Raw genomic sequence first — 14,521 nt, 5'->3', positions numbered from 1 at the left:
AACTCTGATCGTGAAGGAATGTCGATAGGGTTCACCTCATGATTCGTCACATCGTGCTGTTCACGTGGACCGCGGACGCGACCGACGAGCAGAAGGCCGCGGTGACGGCCGAGCTGCGCAAGCTGCCCGGCGTCATCCCGCAGCTACGTTCTTACACCGTGGGTCCGGACGCGGGCATCAACCAGGGCAACCACGACTACGCTGTGGTGGCCGACTTCGACGACGTCGACGACTACCTGCTCTACCGCGACCACCCGCAGCATCAGGCGGTGATCGCGGAGCACATCAAGCCCATCCTGGCGAGCCGCGCCGCCGTGCAGCTGAGCGTCTAGAGCTCCGGCGGGTTGTTCTCGCGGTGCATCAGCCTGTTGTCGGACGTCTGGCCTCGCCTTGGGGCCAGCACGATGCTCAGCACCACGCCGACGCCACCGACGATCATGAAGATGAGGCCGATGATGTCCATGTGCACGCTCTGACCGAACACATCGGGCTCGATCGCGAATCTCAGGATGGCGCCGAGCGTGAGGAAGAAGATGCTGACCCCGACACCCATGACGACCTCCAGGCAAACGGCGAGTACGCCCACGGTCATACCCGGGTATCTGTGATCACACCCCTCAGGCGAGACATGACAGCGGCCGGCCCCCGTTATAGGTGATCATGTCGAGGACGGCTGTCGCCAGATCGATCTCCCGGCCGTCGAGGTCGGCGTAGGCGCGGTGCAGGTTGCCCACGATGCGCTCGGAGTCCAGCAGCCCGCCCCATTCGCCGAGGTCGGTCTCCCTGGCCGCCTCCAGCGGCGACAGGCCCGCCTCCCGGCCGCGCCCGGCGGTCTCCTGCACGAAGCGCAGGTAGCCCTCGACCCGGTCGTACACCTCGGGCCCGCACACCGCGCCGTGCCCCGGCACGATCGTCTCCGCGCCCAGCTCCCTGAGCTGAGTGAGCGCCTCGATCGCGCCCGCCACCGAGCCCATCAGCACGAACGGCGTGCCGCCGTTGAAGACCAGGTCGCCGGAGAACAGCAGCCGCCGCTCCGGGATCCACACGTACGAGTCGTTGGTCGTGTGCGCGGCGTGCCCGACGTGCCTGACCTCGCAGCGCAGGTTGTCGGAGTGCAGGGTGATGCCGTCGGTGAAGGTGAGGAACGGCGGCGTCGGCTCCATCGCGCCCCACTCCACCTCGGGCGACCATGCGGCGAGGTAGGTGGGGACGCCTTCGGCCAGGATCTGCGCGCGCACGCCCTCGTGCCCGACGATCGTCGCCTCGGGGAACAGCCAGTTGCCGAAGGTGTGGTCGCCGTGGTGGTGGGTGTTGACCAGCGTGGTGATCGGCCGATCCGTGATCTTGCCGATGGCCTCGCGGAACGCCCGCGTGCGGCGCTCGGTCGAGCACGCGTCGACGCAGATCACGCCGCGGCGCCCGGCCAGGAAGCCGGTGTTGTTGATCCACCAGCTCCCGTCGGGCTAGATGTAGGCGTAGACGCCGTCGGAGACCTCTTCGACCCGCGGAGGGGACAGCGGGTGGTCGTGGGAAGACGAGCTCATGCCGTGAAGGTACTCGCCGGGAGCGGGTTTCGCGGCGGAAAATACCGGCAGAACGCCCGCGCGGGACGCGGGCGTTCTGCCGGGGTGGCCGGGTTTAGAAGGCCTCCTCGGGCAACTCCATGAGCTCCTGGCCGGTCGCGGCCAGCACCTGCCGCTCGGCCGCGAGGCGGGGCAGCACGGTCTTGGCGAAGAACGTGGCGGCGGCGACCTTGCCCAGGTAGAACGGGTCCTCGCCCTGGCCCAGCTTGGCCAGCGCCACCTCGGCCTGGCGCAGCAGCAGCCAGCCGATCACCAGGTCGCCCAGCGCCAGCAGGAACCTGGTGGTGTTGAGCCCGACCTTGTAGACCTCCTCCGGCTTCTCCAGCGAGCCGAGCGCCCAGCCCGCCATGGTGTCGGCCATGGCCTTGACGTCGCCGGCGGCCTCGGTGAGCAGCTTGCGCTCCTCCTTGAGCCGGCCGTTGCCCGCCTCGGAGGCGGCGAACTCGCCGATCTCGCCCAGCAGCGAGCCGAGCGCCGCGCCCTGGTTGCGCAGGATCTTCCTGAAGAACAGGTCGAGCCCCTGGATCGCGGTCGTGCCCTCGTACAGGGAGTCGATCTTGGCGTCCCTGATGTACTGCTCGATCGGGTAGTCCTGCAGGTAGCCGGAGCCGCCCAGGGTCTGCAGCGAGCGGGAGAGCAGCTCGTACGACCGCTCGGAGCCGACGCCCTTGACGATGGGCAGCAGCAGGTCGTTCATCGCTATCGAGTGCCGGTCTTCCGGGTCGATCAGCACGGCGTCCTGGAACGTGGCGGTGTAGAGCACCAGGGCGCGCATGCCCTCGGCGTACGCCTTCTGCAGCATGAGCTCGCGCCGCACGTCCGGGTGGTGGGTGATGGTCACCCGCGGGGCGGACTTGTCCGCCATCCGGGTCATGTCCGCGCCCTGGGCCCGCGCCTTGGCGTACTCCAGGGCGTTGAGGTAGCCGGTGGACAGCGTGGCGATGGCCTTGGTGCCGACCATCATGCGGGCGTGCTCGATCACCATGAACATCTGCTTGATGCCGTCGTGCACCTCGCCGACCAGCCAGCCGACCGCCGGGTGCTGGTCGCCGAACGTCAGCTCGCAGGTCGTGGAGACCTTCAGGCCCATCTTCTTCTCGACGTTCGTGACGTAGACGCCGTTGCGCTCGCCGAGCTCGCCGGTCTCCAGGTCCACGTGGTATTTCGGCACCAGGAACATCGACAGTCCCTTGGTGCCGGGGCCGTGGCCGTCGGGGCGGGCCAGCACGAGGTGGAAGATGTTGTCGGTCAAGTCGTGCTCGCCGCTGGTGATGAAGCGCTTGACGCCCTCGATGTGCCAGCTCCCGTCGGGCTGGCGCACCGCCTTCGTACGCCCGGCGCCCACGTCGGAGCCGGCGTCCGGCTCCGTGAGCACCATCGTGGCGCCCCAGTCGCGTTCGATGGCCAGCTCCGCGAAGCGCTTCTGCTCCGGAGTGCCCAGCTTCCACAGGGTGTAGGCGAAATTCGGGCCCGCGGCGTACATGTAGAGCGCCGGGTTCGCCCCCAGCACCATCTCCGCCGCCGCCCACGCCAGGGTCCTCGGGATGCCGGGACCGCCCAGCTCGGCGGGCAGGTCGAGATGCGCCCAGCCGCCCTCGACCAGCGCCTTGTACGACTTCTTGAAGCCCTCGGGCATGGTCACCGTGGCGGCCGCCGCGTCGAACACCGGCGGCGTCCTGTCTCCCTCCTCGAAAGAGGAGGCGAGCACGCCGGTCGCCAGCCTGTTGACCTCGTCCAGGACACTGCGGGCGACATCCTCGTCGACTTCCGCGAAGGGCCCGGTGCCGAGGATCTCGCCTCGCCCGAAGACTTCGAAGAGGTTGAATTCCAGGTCACGCACGTTGCTCTTGTAGTGGCCCATGGGGGGTCGATCTCCTTGAACCGCGCTCTTATGTACTGGCGAGTAACCTTACTCTGCAATGCTACCCGCTGGTAACCCGTGGCATGCATGGCATGCTCGTCTCCATGGACGCCGAAGAACTCGCCGCCAAGTGGCGAGAGCGACTGGAATCCTGGGCCATCCCCGAGGAGATCATGGCCCAGGCTCCTGAAGATCCGTGGAGCCATTCGCCTGAGCGGTTCGGCACCCGTACGGACCGGGCGCTGGCGGAGCCGGACGACGGGCCGACCATGACGCGTCTGTCCGAGGCCCTGCCCGACCAGGGCACGCTGCTCGACGTGGGCTCCGGCCCCGGCGCGGCGTCCCTCCCGCTGCGCGGGCGCATCGGCCATCTCTACGCGGTGGACACCTCGGCCGCCATGCTGGAGGGGCTGACGCTCAGGGCGGACAAGCTCGGGGTCCCCGCCACGACGGTCGAGGGCCGCTGGCCCGACGTCGTGGACCGGGTGCCCGTCGTGGACGCGTCCATCGCCGCGCACGTGGTCTACAACGTGCCCGACCTGGCGGACTTCCTGCGGGCGCTCGACGAGCGCACGCGCGGGCGGGTGGTGCTGGAGCTGCCGCATCGCCATCCCATGAGCTGGATGACACCGCTGTGGGAGCACTTCCACGGGGTGAGCCGGCCGGTGCGGCCGGTCGCGGAGGATTGCGTGGCGCTGGCGGCGGCGCTCGGCTACCCGGTGCAGGTGGAGGAGCGGGAAGCGCCCCTGGAACGTTTCACGTCGCTGGAGGAGCTGGCGGCCAGCGCGTGCCGGCGGGTCTGCCTCGATCCGGCCAGGGCCGACGAGGTCGCGGCGACGGTGCTGGAGCTGGGCATGTGGCCGGTGCCCCGCGACCGGTGGGTCACCATTTGGTGGGATTGACGCGACACCGGCTTGACGTCTTTGACGGTGTCGGATTGGGTGTCCGCATGATCGAAATTCATGCCGTCACCATCGACGCGGCCGACCCGTACGAGATCGCGAGCTGGTGGAGCCAGGCCACTGGGCTGCCGCTGGGCGAAGGCGACAAGCCGGGCGACGACGAGGTCATGCTGCGGACCGAGCGGGACCCGTTCCTGCTGTTCATTCGCGTGCCCGAGGGCAAGACCGGGAAGAACCGGATCCACCTCGATGTCAACGGGACCGCGGGCGGGACCCGGGACGAGGAGGTCGAGCGGCTGATCGGGCTGGGCGCGACCGTCTACGACGACCGGCGCCAGCCCGATGGCACCGGCTGGGTGACGATGCGCGACCCGGAGGGCAACGAGTTCTGCGTCTGTAGAAGCCAGGCCGAGCGGGAAGCGCAGGTCGGATAACGCACGCACGCGGGGTCACCGGGCGGAGCGCGCCCGGCCCTGCATCGTGAGCGTCAGGATGCCGGCGATCAGATAGACCAGCGCGCCGTGCCACAGCGCGTGCACGGCCGAGCCGAACACCCCTTCACCGTCCAGCACCAGCTGCACCGGATAGTCCAGCACCGCCGTGATGCCCGCGGGCAGCAGCGCGAACTTCCACGGGTGCCGCAGCGACCAGATGCGGGCCTGCCGGGTCACCCGGTCGCCCACCTCCGGCTTGGACACCGCTCCGATCGCGGCGATCAGGGCGAACAGGCTGATGCCGAGGCCCAGCGCCCACACCAGATCGCCGCCCCCCGTGAGCAGGCCCATCCCGAAGCTGGCCGCGGTCACGACGCCACCGCCGATGGCGGCGGCCTTCCAAGGGGCACCGCGAAGAGCGGCGCCCGACAGCGAGACCTCATCGCGTCGACTGATTTCGTTCATATGGCCATGCTGCCTTTTCGGGCTCCCTAGGGGCATCGGGGAAGGACCCTGAGCTGTCCCTGACATGATTCGGACATGCAGGAAACCGACATTGCGCATCTTGGGCCAGGAGACAGGGAGCCGTCCCTGATCCTCCGCCAGGCCCGCAAGGACGACGTGCCCGTGATCGTGGCGATGCTGGCCGACGACCCGCTCGGCGCCACCCGCGAGGGCGATCCCGGGGACGAGCGCTATCTGGCGGCCTTCGAGCGGATCGACGCCAACCCGTATGACGAGCTGATCGTGGCCGAGCAGGGCGGGACGGTGGTGGGCACGATGCAGCTCACGTACCTGGCCGGGCTGTCACGGCTGGGCGCCGAGCGGTGCCAGATCGAGGCCGTCAGGGTCGCCGCGTCCACCCGGGGCCGGGGCCTCGGCCGCGAGATGATCAAGTGGGCTGTCGACCGGGCGCGGGCGCGCGGCTGCGCCATGGTGCAGCTCACCTCCGACAAGTCGCGTACGGACGCGCACCGCTTCTACGACTCGCTCGGCTTCACGGCCTCCCACGAGGGCTACAAGCTCGCGCTGAGCTGATCCAGCATCCATCTGCACCAGTCCGCGCGGTGCCGCTCGTAGCTCAGCCCGCACCGCAGCGTCGCGTAGTTCCCGAACCGGGGATCGCCGAACGGCGGCGGCCCGCCGAAGGCCGCCTTTTCCTGCTCGTACCCGGCCAGCCGGGCCTCGTGCCTGGCCAGCTGGTCGGCGAACATCCGCCTGAGCAGCCCCGGTTCGGCCAGCCACGACGTGTACGTCTTCAGCACCAGTTCGTCGCGCTCCGGCCGCTCGCGCGGAGGCTCGGTGACCCATTCCCGCAACGCCGCCAGGCCGTCGGCGGTCAAGTGGTAGACCTTCTTGTCCTGCGGGCCGGGACCGCGCTCGGTCTCGAAGCAGACCAGCCCGCCGGCCCGTAGCTTCTGCAGCTCGGCGTGGATCTGGCTGTGACCGGCCGTCCAGAAGTAGCCGACCGGCCGCCGCATGGCCGCGGCCAGGTCGTATCCCGTGCGGCCGCCACGCGCCAGCACGGCGAGGATCGCGAATCCCAGCGTTGAGGTCATGGTGCGCCACAGGATATGGTGCTCGATCACCGACTATGTCAGTTCAGACATAGTCGGCGTCGGCCCCAGCGTCTCGGGGTGCTGCCACGAGAACGAGGACCGCGCCAAAGCCGCCCCCGTGCTCGGCGGCCCTCACGGGAAGCCGATCCTCGACCGGATCGAAGCGTTCATGGCCCGGCACAAGGGCTGAGCTCGACCAGGTTGTCGTGGAAACCGGGGCCCTTGCCCATGTCGGCGTCCCGTTCCGCCACGACCGCGTTGGGATTGGTGGCGCCCGGGCTGAGCTTCGGCCAGCGACCCTTCGTGGAGGCCACCACCCCGGCCGACACCCGGTCGCTGATCTCCACGTCGGCCAGGAACTCGCCGCCGTCGTTGTGCACCCGTACCCGCTGCCCGTCCACCAGACCGCGGGCCGCCGCGTCGGCCGCATTGACCAGCACCACCGGGTCCTTGGCGCGGCGTCGCAGCTCGGGGTTGTTGCCGAAGATCGTGTTGAGGAAGGTGTGCGACGCGGGCGTGACCAGCGTCAGCGGGTACGCCGAACGCCCCGACGCCTGGACCGTGTGGGGCGGCACGTACGCCTGGCCGGACGGCGGGAAGCGCAGCCGCCCGGAAGGCGTCGGAAAGCCGTCGGCGAACGGGGCGAAGGGCTGTGGATAGTTCATACGTACCCAGCCCTCCTTGCGCAGCCGGTCGAGCGTGATGCCCGCCAGCGACGGATGCCCGCTCGACAGCAGCTGCTCGGCCAGCTCCAGGTCGGAGTCGAACAGCGCCTGCTCGGTCATCCCCATGTGCGCCGCCAGCCGCCGGAACGTCTCCGTCGTGGACAGGCACTCGCCGGACGGCTCCACGGCGGGCTCGTTCCACAGCAGGTACATGTGCCCGTACCCGGCGTGCAGGTCGTAGTGCTCGGTCTGCATGGTCGCGGGCAGCACGATGTCGGCGTAGTCCACGGTGTCGGTCGGGAACTGCTCCATGACGACCGTGAACAGGTCCTCGCGGGCGAGCTGACGCCTGATCGCGTTCGCGTCGGGGGTCGAGCCGAGCGGGTTGGCGGCGTACACCCACAGGCACTTCACGTCATCCAGCTGCGAGGCCAGCTTGGTCATGACCAGCGTGCGGACCGGCTTGGGCAGCAGGTCCTCGCGGGTGTCGACGTTCATGTGGACGTGGCCGCTCGTGGAGAACGCGACGCCGCCGCCGGGGTGCCGCCAGTCGCCGGTGACGCCGGGGATCGCGGCGATCGTGCGCAGCGCCGTGCCGCCGCCCGCGTGCCGCTGGAGGCCGTGCGTGGCGCGGATCGCGGTCGGGCGGGTGTGGGCCAGCCGCATCCCCAGGCTGTGGATGGCCGCGGCCGGGATACCGGTGATCTCGGCCACCTTCTCGACCGGATGGCTCAGGATCTCCTCGCGGAAGTCCTCCCAGCCCTCAGTGTGCGCGGCCAGGAACTCCTCGTCCTGCGCGTTCTCCGCCAGCACGACGTTGAGCAGCCCGAGCGCGAGCGCCGCGTCCGTGCCCGGCCTGATCGGCAGGTGCTCGTCGGCCTGGTCGGCGGTCCTGGTGCGGATCGGGTCGATGGCGACCACGTACGCGCCGTCCGCCCGCGCGTCCTGGATGAACTTCCACAGGTGGTGGCCGCTGGTGAGCGTGTTCGTGCCCCAGAGCAGGATCAGTTTGGCGAGTGCGAAGTTCTCCGGGTCCATGCCGGCCGCCGTGCCGTTCGTGCGGTTAAGGCCGCTGTTGCCGGCCGCCGAGCAGATGTTGAGCCAGTGCTTGGAGGCGCCGAGCGCGTTCCAGAACCGCCGGCCCGCCACTCCGTCGCAGCCCTGCAGGTAGCCGAGCGTGCCGGTGCCCAGGTACGGCCAGATGGCCTCGCCGCCGTGCTCCTCGACGATGGCGCGCAGCCGTACCGAGATCTCCTCCAGCGCCTCGTCCCACGTGATGCGCTCGAACTGCCCGGAGCCCTTGGGGCCGGTGCGGCGCAGCGGGTACAGGATGCGGTCGCCGGCCTGGGTGTGCTCCAGATACCGGTTGACCTTCACGCACAGAGCGCCCCGGGTATAGGGGTGGTCGGGGTTGCCGCGGAGCTTCACGGCCTTGCCCTCATCGACGGTGACGATCCAGGAACAGGTGTCGGGGCAGTCCAGCGGACATGCCCCGAGAATCCTCAATTCACCCGACATGGGACATAGCCTACGTTGGACGCCGGATCGGCCAGGGGAATATGCCCGGCGTTCGCGGCCCGGTGTCACGACTACGGGCACGATTGAGCAGACTGGAAACTAAAAGATCGTACGGTCCAGCCGGGAAGGTGCAGAATCACTGTCGGTGGCCGAAATCAGGGAACGAGATGACACGGAGGACCTCGCGGAGGGGGATCCAGCCGTGGCCGAGTCACGCGCGGCCGACGACGTCTACGTCGTAGAGCCGCTCCTGCCCCAGCGTCTTCGCCGCCCCTCCGACCTGCTGCGCTTCTTCGCCACGCTGATCGTGCTCGGCGCGGTCATCCTGCTCGCCCTGGTCGCCAAGCAGACGCTCATCGGCCTGGAGCAGGACGTCAAGGAAGGCGCCGAGCTCGTACCCCTCCTGAGCAGGATCGCGGCCTTCCTCGGCGGCGCGGCCGTGCTCATCGTGCCGGCGGCGTTCGCGGTCGAGCGGGTCTTCCACCGCGACGGGCTGCGCGTCGCCGAGGGGCTGATCGCCGCGATCATCGGCATGGCCGGATCGTTCCTGCTCGGGCAGTGGCTCGTCTCGGGCACCCTCGACGACCTGCGCGTGCTGCTCACCGGCGACCGGACGATCGAGCCGATCAACACGCTGCTCACCTCGGTCGTCGCGTACGCCACCGCCGTACGCATCTCGCGCCGCCCCACGTGGCGGATGCTGATGTGGGCCACCATCGCGCTGTACATCCTGGCGTTCTTCTCCGGCCGGCAGATCACGATCCCGAGCGCCATCGTCACGGTGCTGGTCGGCATGACCATCGGCTACGCCACCCTCTACGGCGTCGGCAGTCCCAACACCCGGCCGCCGGGCAGCGCCGTGGTGGCCGCGCTGCGCAAGCTGTCGTTCTCGGTGGTCTCGGCCCGCCGCATCGAGGACGACCTGCAGGGCAGCCGCCGCTACGCCATCGGGCTCAGGGACGGCACCAGCCTCCACGTCACCGTGCTGGACCGCGACCGGCAGGTGGCCGGGCTGCCCTACCGGCTGTGGCGGCGCATCAGGCTCAACTCCGAAACCCGCCGCAGGGCGATCAGGTCGCTGCGGGCCGAGCTCGAACGCGAGGCGCTCATGGCGTACGCGGCCCAGGCGGCCGGCGCCAGCACGCCCCGGCTGCTCGGCACCAGCGAGATCGGCACCGAGGCCGCGCTGCTCGCCTACGAGCACATCGAGACGCGCCCGCTGGACGAGGTGCCGGACGAGGAGATCGACGACGCCCTGCTCGCCCAGATCTGGGAGCAGGTCGAGCTGCTGCAGATCCAGCGCCTGGCGCACCGGCGGCTCACCGGCGACGGCGTCCACCTCGACCGGAGCGGACGGGTCGTGCTGACCGACGCGCGCAGCGGCGAGATCGCCGCCGGTGACCTGCTGCTCCGGATCGACATCGCCCAGCTGCTCACTTACCTGGCGCTGCGGGTCGGGCCCGAGCGCTCCGTCCGCGCCGCGGCCGCCGTGATGGGCCCCGACGCGCTGGCCGCCGCCATGCCCCTCCTCCAGCGCATCGCGCTGACCAGGGAGACCCGCGCGGCCCTGGGCAAGGCCAAGCACGTGCTGCCCGGCATCCGCGAGCAGATCGTCGCGCTCAAGCCACAGGGCAAGGTCGAGGAGGTCCGCCTCGAACGGTTCAAGCCGCGCACGCTGATCACGATCATCGCCAGCACGATCGCCGCCTACATCGTGCTGTCCCAGCTCAGCCAGGTGAACGTCTACCAGGTGATCACCACTGCCAACTGGGCCTGGTCGGGGCTGGCGCTGGTCGCCTCGTTCGTCAGCTTCGTGGCCGCCGCGCTGATGCTGCGCGGATTCGTACCCGAGCCGCTGCCGCTCTGGCGCACCGTGCTGGTGCAGTTCGCGTCCTCGTTCGTCAAGCTGGTCGCGCCCGCCGCCGTGGGCGGGGTCGCGATCAACACCCGTTACCTGCAGAAACGCGGCATCTCACCGGCGAGCGCGGTGGCCAGCGTGGGCGCCTCCCAGCTCACCATGCTGGTCTTCCACATCGGGCTGCTGCTGCTGTTCGCCTATATCACCGGCTCCAGCACCGCCACCTCCTTCACGCCGTCGCGCGGGCTCGTCGTGGCGCTGCTCGCGGTGGCGCTGCTGGTCGTGGTGGTGCTCGGGGTGCCGCCGCTGCGCAGGATACTCACCGCGCGGTTGCGCCGGTTGTTCTCCAACGTGCTGCCGCGGCTGCTCGACGTGCTCCAGTCGCCCCACAAGATGGTCGAGGCGTGCGCGGGCACTCTCATGATCACCATCGCGTTCGTGGCCTGCCTCCACGCCTCCGTGGCGGCGTTCGGCGGCGAGATCAGCTTCACCGCCGTCGCCGTCGTCTACCTCACGGCCAACGCGATCGGCTCGGCCGCGCCCACGCCCGGCGGGCTCGGCGCGGTCGAGGCCGCGCTCTCCCTGGGGCTGATCGCGGCGGGGGTGCCCAGCACGGTGGCCACGTCGGCCGTCCTGCTGCACCGGCTGCTCACGTTCTGGCTGCCGGTGCTGCCCGGCTGGGCCTCCTTCACCTTCCTCCAGCGGCACGAGGACCTGTGAGCTTGTCGATGGCCTGCAGCTCGTCCTCGGTGAAGTCCGGGCCGTCCACGCAGGCCACGTTGTCCTCCAGCTGCTTCACACTGCTCGCGCCGATCAGCACGCTCGTCACCCGCGGGTCCCTGAGCGTCCACGACAGCGCCATCTGAGCCAGCGTCTGCCCCCGGCCCCTGGCGATCTCGTTGAGGTCGTGCGCCAGCTCCCGGTCGATCTTGTCCTCGCTCAGGAAGCGGCTGGTCGCCGCCCGCGAGTCGGCGGGGACGCCGTTGAGGTAACGGTCGGTCAGCAGGCCCTGCGCCAGCGGCGAGAACACGATGCAGCCCATCCCCGCCTCCTCCAGCGCGTCCAGCAGCCCGTCCTCGATCCACCGGTTGATCATCGAGTACGACGGCTGGTGGATGAGCAGCGGCGTGCCCAGCTCGCGCATGATCCGCGCGGCCTGGGTGGTCTGCTCGGCCGAGTAGTTGGAGATGCCCGCGTAGAGCGCCTTGCCCGAGCGCACCGCCCGGTCGAGCGCCCCCATGGTCTCCTCCAGCGGCGTCTCCGGGTCGGGACGGTGGCTGTAGAAGATGTCGACATACTCCAGGCCCATGCGCTGGAGCGACTGGTCGAGGCTGGCCAGGACGTATTTGCGCGAGCCCCACTCGCCGTACGGGCCGGGCCACATGTCATATCCGGCCTTGGTGGAGATGATCAACTCGTCCCGATATTTGGCGAAATCCTCGCGCAGAATGGCACCGAAGTTCCGCTCCGCCGAGCCGTACGGGACGCCGTAATTGTTGGCCAGGTCGAAGTGCGTCACCCCGAGGTCGAACGCCCGCCGCAGGATCGCCCGCGAGTTCTCGATCGGCCGGTTGTCGCCGAAGTTGTGCCACAGCCCCAGCGAGACCGCGGGCAGCTTGAGGCCGCTGCGGCCGCTGCGGTTGTACGGCTGGCGCTCGTAGCGCTGGTCGTCGGCCTGATACGTCATGACGTACCCCTTTCGATGATCCAGGAGAGCGCGAACGCCTCCTCGCGCCAGGCGTCGTAGCGCCCGCTCCGCCCGCCGTGGCCGGCCCCCATCTCGGTCTTGAGCAGGAAGGGCCCGCCCTGCGCCGTCGCCCGCAGCCTGGCGATCCACTTCGCCGGCTCGTGATAGAGGACACGGGTGTCGTTGAGGCTGGTGATCGCCAGAATCGGCGGGTACGACCGGCCGTCCACGTTCTCGTACGGCGTGTAGCTCTTCATGTAGGCGTACACGTCGGGGTTGTGCAGGGGATCGCCCCATTCGTCCCACTCGATCACGGTGAGCGGCAGCGACGGGTCGAGAATGGTGTTGAGCGCGTCCACGAACGGCACCTCGGCCACCACGCCCGCGAACTCCTCCGGCGCCAGGTTCGCCGCCGCGCCCATCAGCAGGCCGCCGGCCGAACCGCCCCTGGCGATGATCCGCTCACTCCAGCCGGTCGCCTTCAGGTGCCTGGCCGCGGCCACGAAGTCGGTGAACGTGTTGCGCTTCCTGGTGAGCTTGCCCTCCTCGTACCAGCGGCGGCCCATCTCACCGCCGCCCCTGACGTGCGCGACGGCGAAGACGAACCCGCGGTCCAGCAGCGACAGCCTCGCGACCGAGAAACTGGGGTCGATGGAGGTCTCGTAGCTGCCGTACCCGTACAGCACGGTCGGTGCGGGCTTGCCGGCATCCTTCCGCTTCACGATCGAGACCGGGATCTTCGTGCCGTCCTCGGCCGTGGCCCACTCGCGGAACTGCTCGTAATCAGCCGAGTCGTAGCCGCCGAGCACCGGGCGCTGCTTGAGCAGGATCAGCTCGTGGGTGGCCAGCTCGTAGTCGTACACGCTGGGCGGGGTGACCATGCTCGTATACGCCAGCCGCAGCCGCGTGGTCGTGAACTCGGGGTTCCCGGCGGGGCCCACGTCGTAGAGCGGCTCCGGGAAATCGATCTCGTACGCGTTCCGCTCGGCGGCCTCGGCCTGCTCGCGCCAGCCCTCGCCCGTGTCCGCGTACGGCAGGACGCGCAGGCCCGTGAGCCCGTCACGGCGGAAGTGCACCACGGCGTGGCCGGCGAACCCGTCGATCTCCAGCAGCCTGGTGTCGTCCCGGTGGGCGATCAACGGGGTCCAGGTGCCCGGGTCGTCGAGCGGGGCCGTGGCCAGCTCGAAGTTCTCGGCGTTCTCGTTGTGCAGGACGTAGAAGAAGTCGCCGGCGTGCTCGACGCCGTACTCGACGCCGGTCTTCCTGGGGCGGACCACCCGGAACTCGCCCGCCGGGTCGGTGGCGTCGAGGACGCGCACCTCACTGGTGATCTTGCTGCCCGCGCCGAGCACCAGGTATTTCTCGCTGCGGGTCAGCCCGATGCCGACCCAGTAGCGCTCGTCGGCCTCCTCGTAGACCAGCACGTCCTCTTCGGTGCCGAGGGTGTGCCGGTAGACCTGGTACGGGCGCCAGGCGTCGTCGACGCGCGTGTAGAAGAACGCCGAGCCGTCGGCCGACCAGGCGCCCCCGTAGAAGATGTCCGTGATCTCGTCGGGCAGCAGCTCACCCGTCTCGAGGTTCTTGAACCTCAGCGAGAAACGCTCGTCGCCTTTGTAGTCCGTGGAGTAGGCCAGCATCGTGCCGTCGGAAGTGACGGAACTCGTGCCGATCGAGAAGAACTGGCTGTCACCGGCCAGCTCGTTGCCGTCGAGGATGACCTGCTCGCGGTCGAGCCGGACGCCCGGCGTGATCTGCGGCGGTGCGTCGCTGTCGGCGGGGACACGGCAGGAGACCGCGTACTGCTTGCCTTCCTCGGTGCGGCTGAAGTACCACCACGCGCCCTTGCGGCTCGGCACCGACAGGTCGGTCTCCTGGGTGCGGCCCTTGATCTCCTGGAACACCTGCTCCTGGAGATCGGCGAGGTGAGCGGTCTGCTGCTTGAGAAACTCGTTCTCCGCCTCAAGATAGGCCTTGGTATCTGGATCTTCCTTGTTGCTCAGCCAGGCGTACTCGTCGATGACGGTGTCGCCATGGTGGATGCGCTCAGTCGGGACCTTCTTCGCCACTGGCGGCGTGTCACTGCTCACGTGGGGAGTCTATGTTCGGTTGTGATCGTTCTGTGTCCGTGGAAGATGACGAACCGTCCCGAGCAGTCGGGAGCGCTGCTAATCTTTAGAAGCCGACGCGGTGCGGCACAACCCTCCTCCTCACTCCGGTGACAATGGTGTGCGTTGTGACGTGTTCGTCGGTGACTTAATTCCCGCAAGTCCAGCCGGTCCGGTCAATTTGACAGGGACCGGGAGGGCTGAAAGAATTAAGACACAACGAGATGAACGCCACCGAGCGAGAAGCCAGACGGTTTCAAGTAAGGTTGTACGCGTCCGTTTCTTGAGAACTCAACAGTGTGTTAAAAGCCAGTGCATGTTTTTACATGTATGAACCCCGTCATTATTG

The 14,521-nt window shown here is 69.0% G+C and carries 14 protein-coding genes; 6 read left to right on the top strand and 8 right to left on the bottom strand.

The features are described 5' to 3' along the window. Nucleotides 1–38: 38 nt before the first annotated feature. Entirely contained in the window at nucleotides 39–332 is a 294-nt protein-coding gene (locus ACTMTI_RS37545; protein ID WP_441125451.1) for a Dabb family protein, read from the top strand. On the opposite strand, the gene ACTMTI_RS37540 is transcribed toward ACTMTI_RS37545, so the two are convergent. From ACTMTI_RS37540 to ACTMTI_RS37530, 3 genes are all read right to left on the bottom strand, one after another. Then, nucleotides 329–553, bottom strand: coding sequence for a hypothetical protein (locus tag ACTMTI_RS37540; RefSeq protein WP_441125450.1), 225 nt, complete (start codon nucleotides 551–553; stop codon nucleotides 329–331). The genes ACTMTI_RS37545 and ACTMTI_RS37540 overlap by 4 nt on opposite strands. 64 nt (nucleotides 554–617) lie before the next feature. Beyond that, nucleotides 618–1,445, bottom strand: a complete 828-nt coding sequence (locus ACTMTI_RS37535) for an MBL fold metallo-hydrolase (RefSeq protein WP_441125632.1) — start codon at nucleotides 1,443–1,445, stop codon at nucleotides 618–620. A gap of 193 nt (nucleotides 1,446–1,638) precedes the next feature. Continuing rightward, nucleotides 1,639–3,444 (bottom strand): acyl-CoA dehydrogenase, encoded by a 1,806-nt coding sequence (locus ACTMTI_RS37530; RefSeq protein WP_441125449.1) that lies wholly within the window; start codon nucleotides 3,442–3,444, stop codon nucleotides 1,639–1,641. A 104-nt stretch (nucleotides 3,445–3,548) separates the two neighbouring features. Here ACTMTI_RS37530 and ACTMTI_RS37525 point away from each other — a divergent pair, with 104 nt between their 5' ends. After that, on the top strand, nucleotides 3,549–4,346 hold the full coding sequence (locus tag ACTMTI_RS37525; RefSeq protein WP_441125448.1) for a class I SAM-dependent methyltransferase: 798 nt from the start codon (nucleotides 3,549–3,551) through the stop codon (nucleotides 4,344–4,346). A 47-nt stretch (nucleotides 4,347–4,393) separates the two neighbouring features. Next, nucleotides 4,394–4,780 carry a VOC family protein gene (locus ACTMTI_RS37520; RefSeq protein WP_441125446.1) on the top strand — a complete coding sequence of 129 codons (387 nt, stop codon included), beginning with the start codon at nucleotides 4,394–4,396 and terminating at the stop codon, nucleotides 4,778–4,780. A 15-nt stretch (nucleotides 4,781–4,795) separates the two neighbouring features. On the opposite strand, the gene ACTMTI_RS37515 is transcribed toward ACTMTI_RS37520, so the two are convergent. Continuing rightward, on the bottom strand, nucleotides 4,796–5,245 hold the full coding sequence (locus tag ACTMTI_RS37515; protein WP_441125444.1) for a hypothetical protein: 450 nt from the start codon (nucleotides 5,243–5,245) through the stop codon (nucleotides 4,796–4,798). Between the two features lie 75 nt (nucleotides 5,246–5,320). Between ACTMTI_RS37515 and ACTMTI_RS37510 the strand changes: the two genes are divergently transcribed. Then, complete coding sequence (locus tag ACTMTI_RS37510; RefSeq protein ID WP_441125443.1) at nucleotides 5,321–5,818, top strand: N-acetyltransferase family protein; 498 nt, start codon at nucleotides 5,321–5,323, stop codon at nucleotides 5,816–5,818. On the opposite strand, the gene ACTMTI_RS37505 is transcribed toward ACTMTI_RS37510, so the two are convergent. Beyond that, nucleotides 5,797–6,339 carry a PadR family transcriptional regulator gene (locus ACTMTI_RS37505; RefSeq protein ID WP_441125442.1) on the bottom strand — a complete coding sequence of 181 codons (543 nt, stop codon included), beginning with the start codon at nucleotides 6,337–6,339 and terminating at the stop codon, nucleotides 5,797–5,799. The genes ACTMTI_RS37510 and ACTMTI_RS37505 overlap by 22 nt on opposite strands. Here ACTMTI_RS37505 and ACTMTI_RS37500 point away from each other — a divergent pair. Further along, complete coding sequence (locus ACTMTI_RS37500; RefSeq protein ID WP_441125441.1) at nucleotides 6,338–6,529, top strand: hypothetical protein; 192 nt, start codon at nucleotides 6,338–6,340, stop codon at nucleotides 6,527–6,529. The two genes, ACTMTI_RS37505 and ACTMTI_RS37500, sit on opposite strands and share 2 nt — an antisense overlap. On the opposite strand, the gene ACTMTI_RS37495 is transcribed toward ACTMTI_RS37500, so the two are convergent. Continuing rightward, nucleotides 6,507–8,522, bottom strand: a complete 2,016-nt coding sequence (locus ACTMTI_RS37495; protein WP_441125440.1) for a molybdopterin-containing oxidoreductase family protein — start codon at nucleotides 8,520–8,522, stop codon at nucleotides 6,507–6,509. The genes ACTMTI_RS37500 and ACTMTI_RS37495 overlap by 23 nt on opposite strands. Before the next feature lie 202 nt (nucleotides 8,523–8,724). On the opposite strand from ACTMTI_RS37495, the gene ACTMTI_RS37490 reads away from it, so the two are divergent. Further along, nucleotides 8,725–11,100 carry a lysylphosphatidylglycerol synthase transmembrane domain-containing protein gene (locus ACTMTI_RS37490; protein WP_441125439.1) on the top strand — a complete coding sequence of 792 codons (2,376 nt, stop codon included), beginning with the start codon at nucleotides 8,725–8,727 and terminating at the stop codon, nucleotides 11,098–11,100. On the opposite strand, the gene mgrA is transcribed toward ACTMTI_RS37490, so the two are convergent. Both mgrA and ACTMTI_RS37480 read right to left on the bottom strand, forming a co-directional pair. After that, nucleotides 11,069–12,067, bottom strand: coding sequence for an L-glyceraldehyde 3-phosphate reductase (gene mgrA, locus ACTMTI_RS37485; RefSeq protein ID WP_441125438.1), 999 nt, complete (start codon nucleotides 12,065–12,067; stop codon nucleotides 11,069–11,071). The genes ACTMTI_RS37490 and mgrA overlap by 32 nt on opposite strands. Beyond that, entirely contained in the window at nucleotides 12,064–14,154 is a 2,091-nt protein-coding gene (locus ACTMTI_RS37480) for a S9 family peptidase (protein WP_441125437.1), read from the bottom strand. Before ACTMTI_RS37480 ends, mgrA begins: the two co-directional genes overlap by 4 nt. Between the last annotated feature and the right edge of the window lie 367 nt (nucleotides 14,155–14,521).

Source organism: Nonomuraea sp. H19 (genome assembly GCF_052068215.1).
In the GTDB taxonomy this organism is placed as follows: Bacteria; Actinomycetota; Actinomycetes; order Streptosporangiales; family Streptosporangiaceae; genus Nonomuraea.
This window is presented reverse-complemented; position numbering and strand designations above follow the sequence as displayed.

What these genes read in the sequence shown, in the direction of transcription:
- ACTMTI_RS37525 (WP_441125448.1), top strand. Translation starts at nt 3,549, where the DNA reads ATGGACGCCGAAGAACTCGCCGCCAAGTGGCGAGAGCGACTGGAATCC.
- ACTMTI_RS37505 (WP_441125442.1), bottom strand. Translation starts at nt 6,339, where the DNA reads ATGACCTCAACGCTGGGATTCGCGATCCTCGCCGTGCTGGCGCGTGGC.
- mgrA (WP_441125438.1), bottom strand. Translation starts at nt 12,067, where the DNA reads ATGACGTATCAGGCCGACGACCAGCGCTACGAGCGCCAGCCGTACAAC.
- ACTMTI_RS37495 (WP_441125440.1), bottom strand. Translation starts at nt 8,522, where the DNA reads ATGTCGGGTGAATTGAGGATTCTCGGGGCATGTCCGCTGGACTGCCCC.
- ACTMTI_RS37545 (WP_441125451.1), top strand. Translation starts at nt 39, where the DNA reads ATGATTCGTCACATCGTGCTGTTCACGTGGACCGCGGACGCGACCGAC.
- ACTMTI_RS37510 (WP_441125443.1), top strand. Translation starts at nt 5,321, where the DNA reads ATGCAGGAAACCGACATTGCGCATCTTGGGCCAGGAGACAGGGAGCCG.
- ACTMTI_RS37515 (WP_441125444.1), bottom strand. Translation starts at nt 5,245, where the DNA reads ATGAACGAAATCAGTCGACGCGATGAGGTCTCGCTGTCGGGCGCCGCT.
- ACTMTI_RS37500 (WP_441125441.1), top strand. Translation starts at nt 6,338, where the DNA reads ATGGTGCGCCACAGGATATGGTGCTCGATCACCGACTATGTCAGTTCA.
- ACTMTI_RS37540 (WP_441125450.1), bottom strand. Translation starts at nt 553, where the DNA reads ATGGGTGTCGGGGTCAGCATCTTCTTCCTCACGCTCGGCGCCATCCTG.
- ACTMTI_RS37520 (WP_441125446.1), top strand. Translation starts at nt 4,394, where the DNA reads ATGATCGAAATTCATGCCGTCACCATCGACGCGGCCGACCCGTACGAG.
- ACTMTI_RS37530 (WP_441125449.1), bottom strand. Translation starts at nt 3,444, where the DNA reads ATGGGCCACTACAAGAGCAACGTGCGTGACCTGGAATTCAACCTCTTC.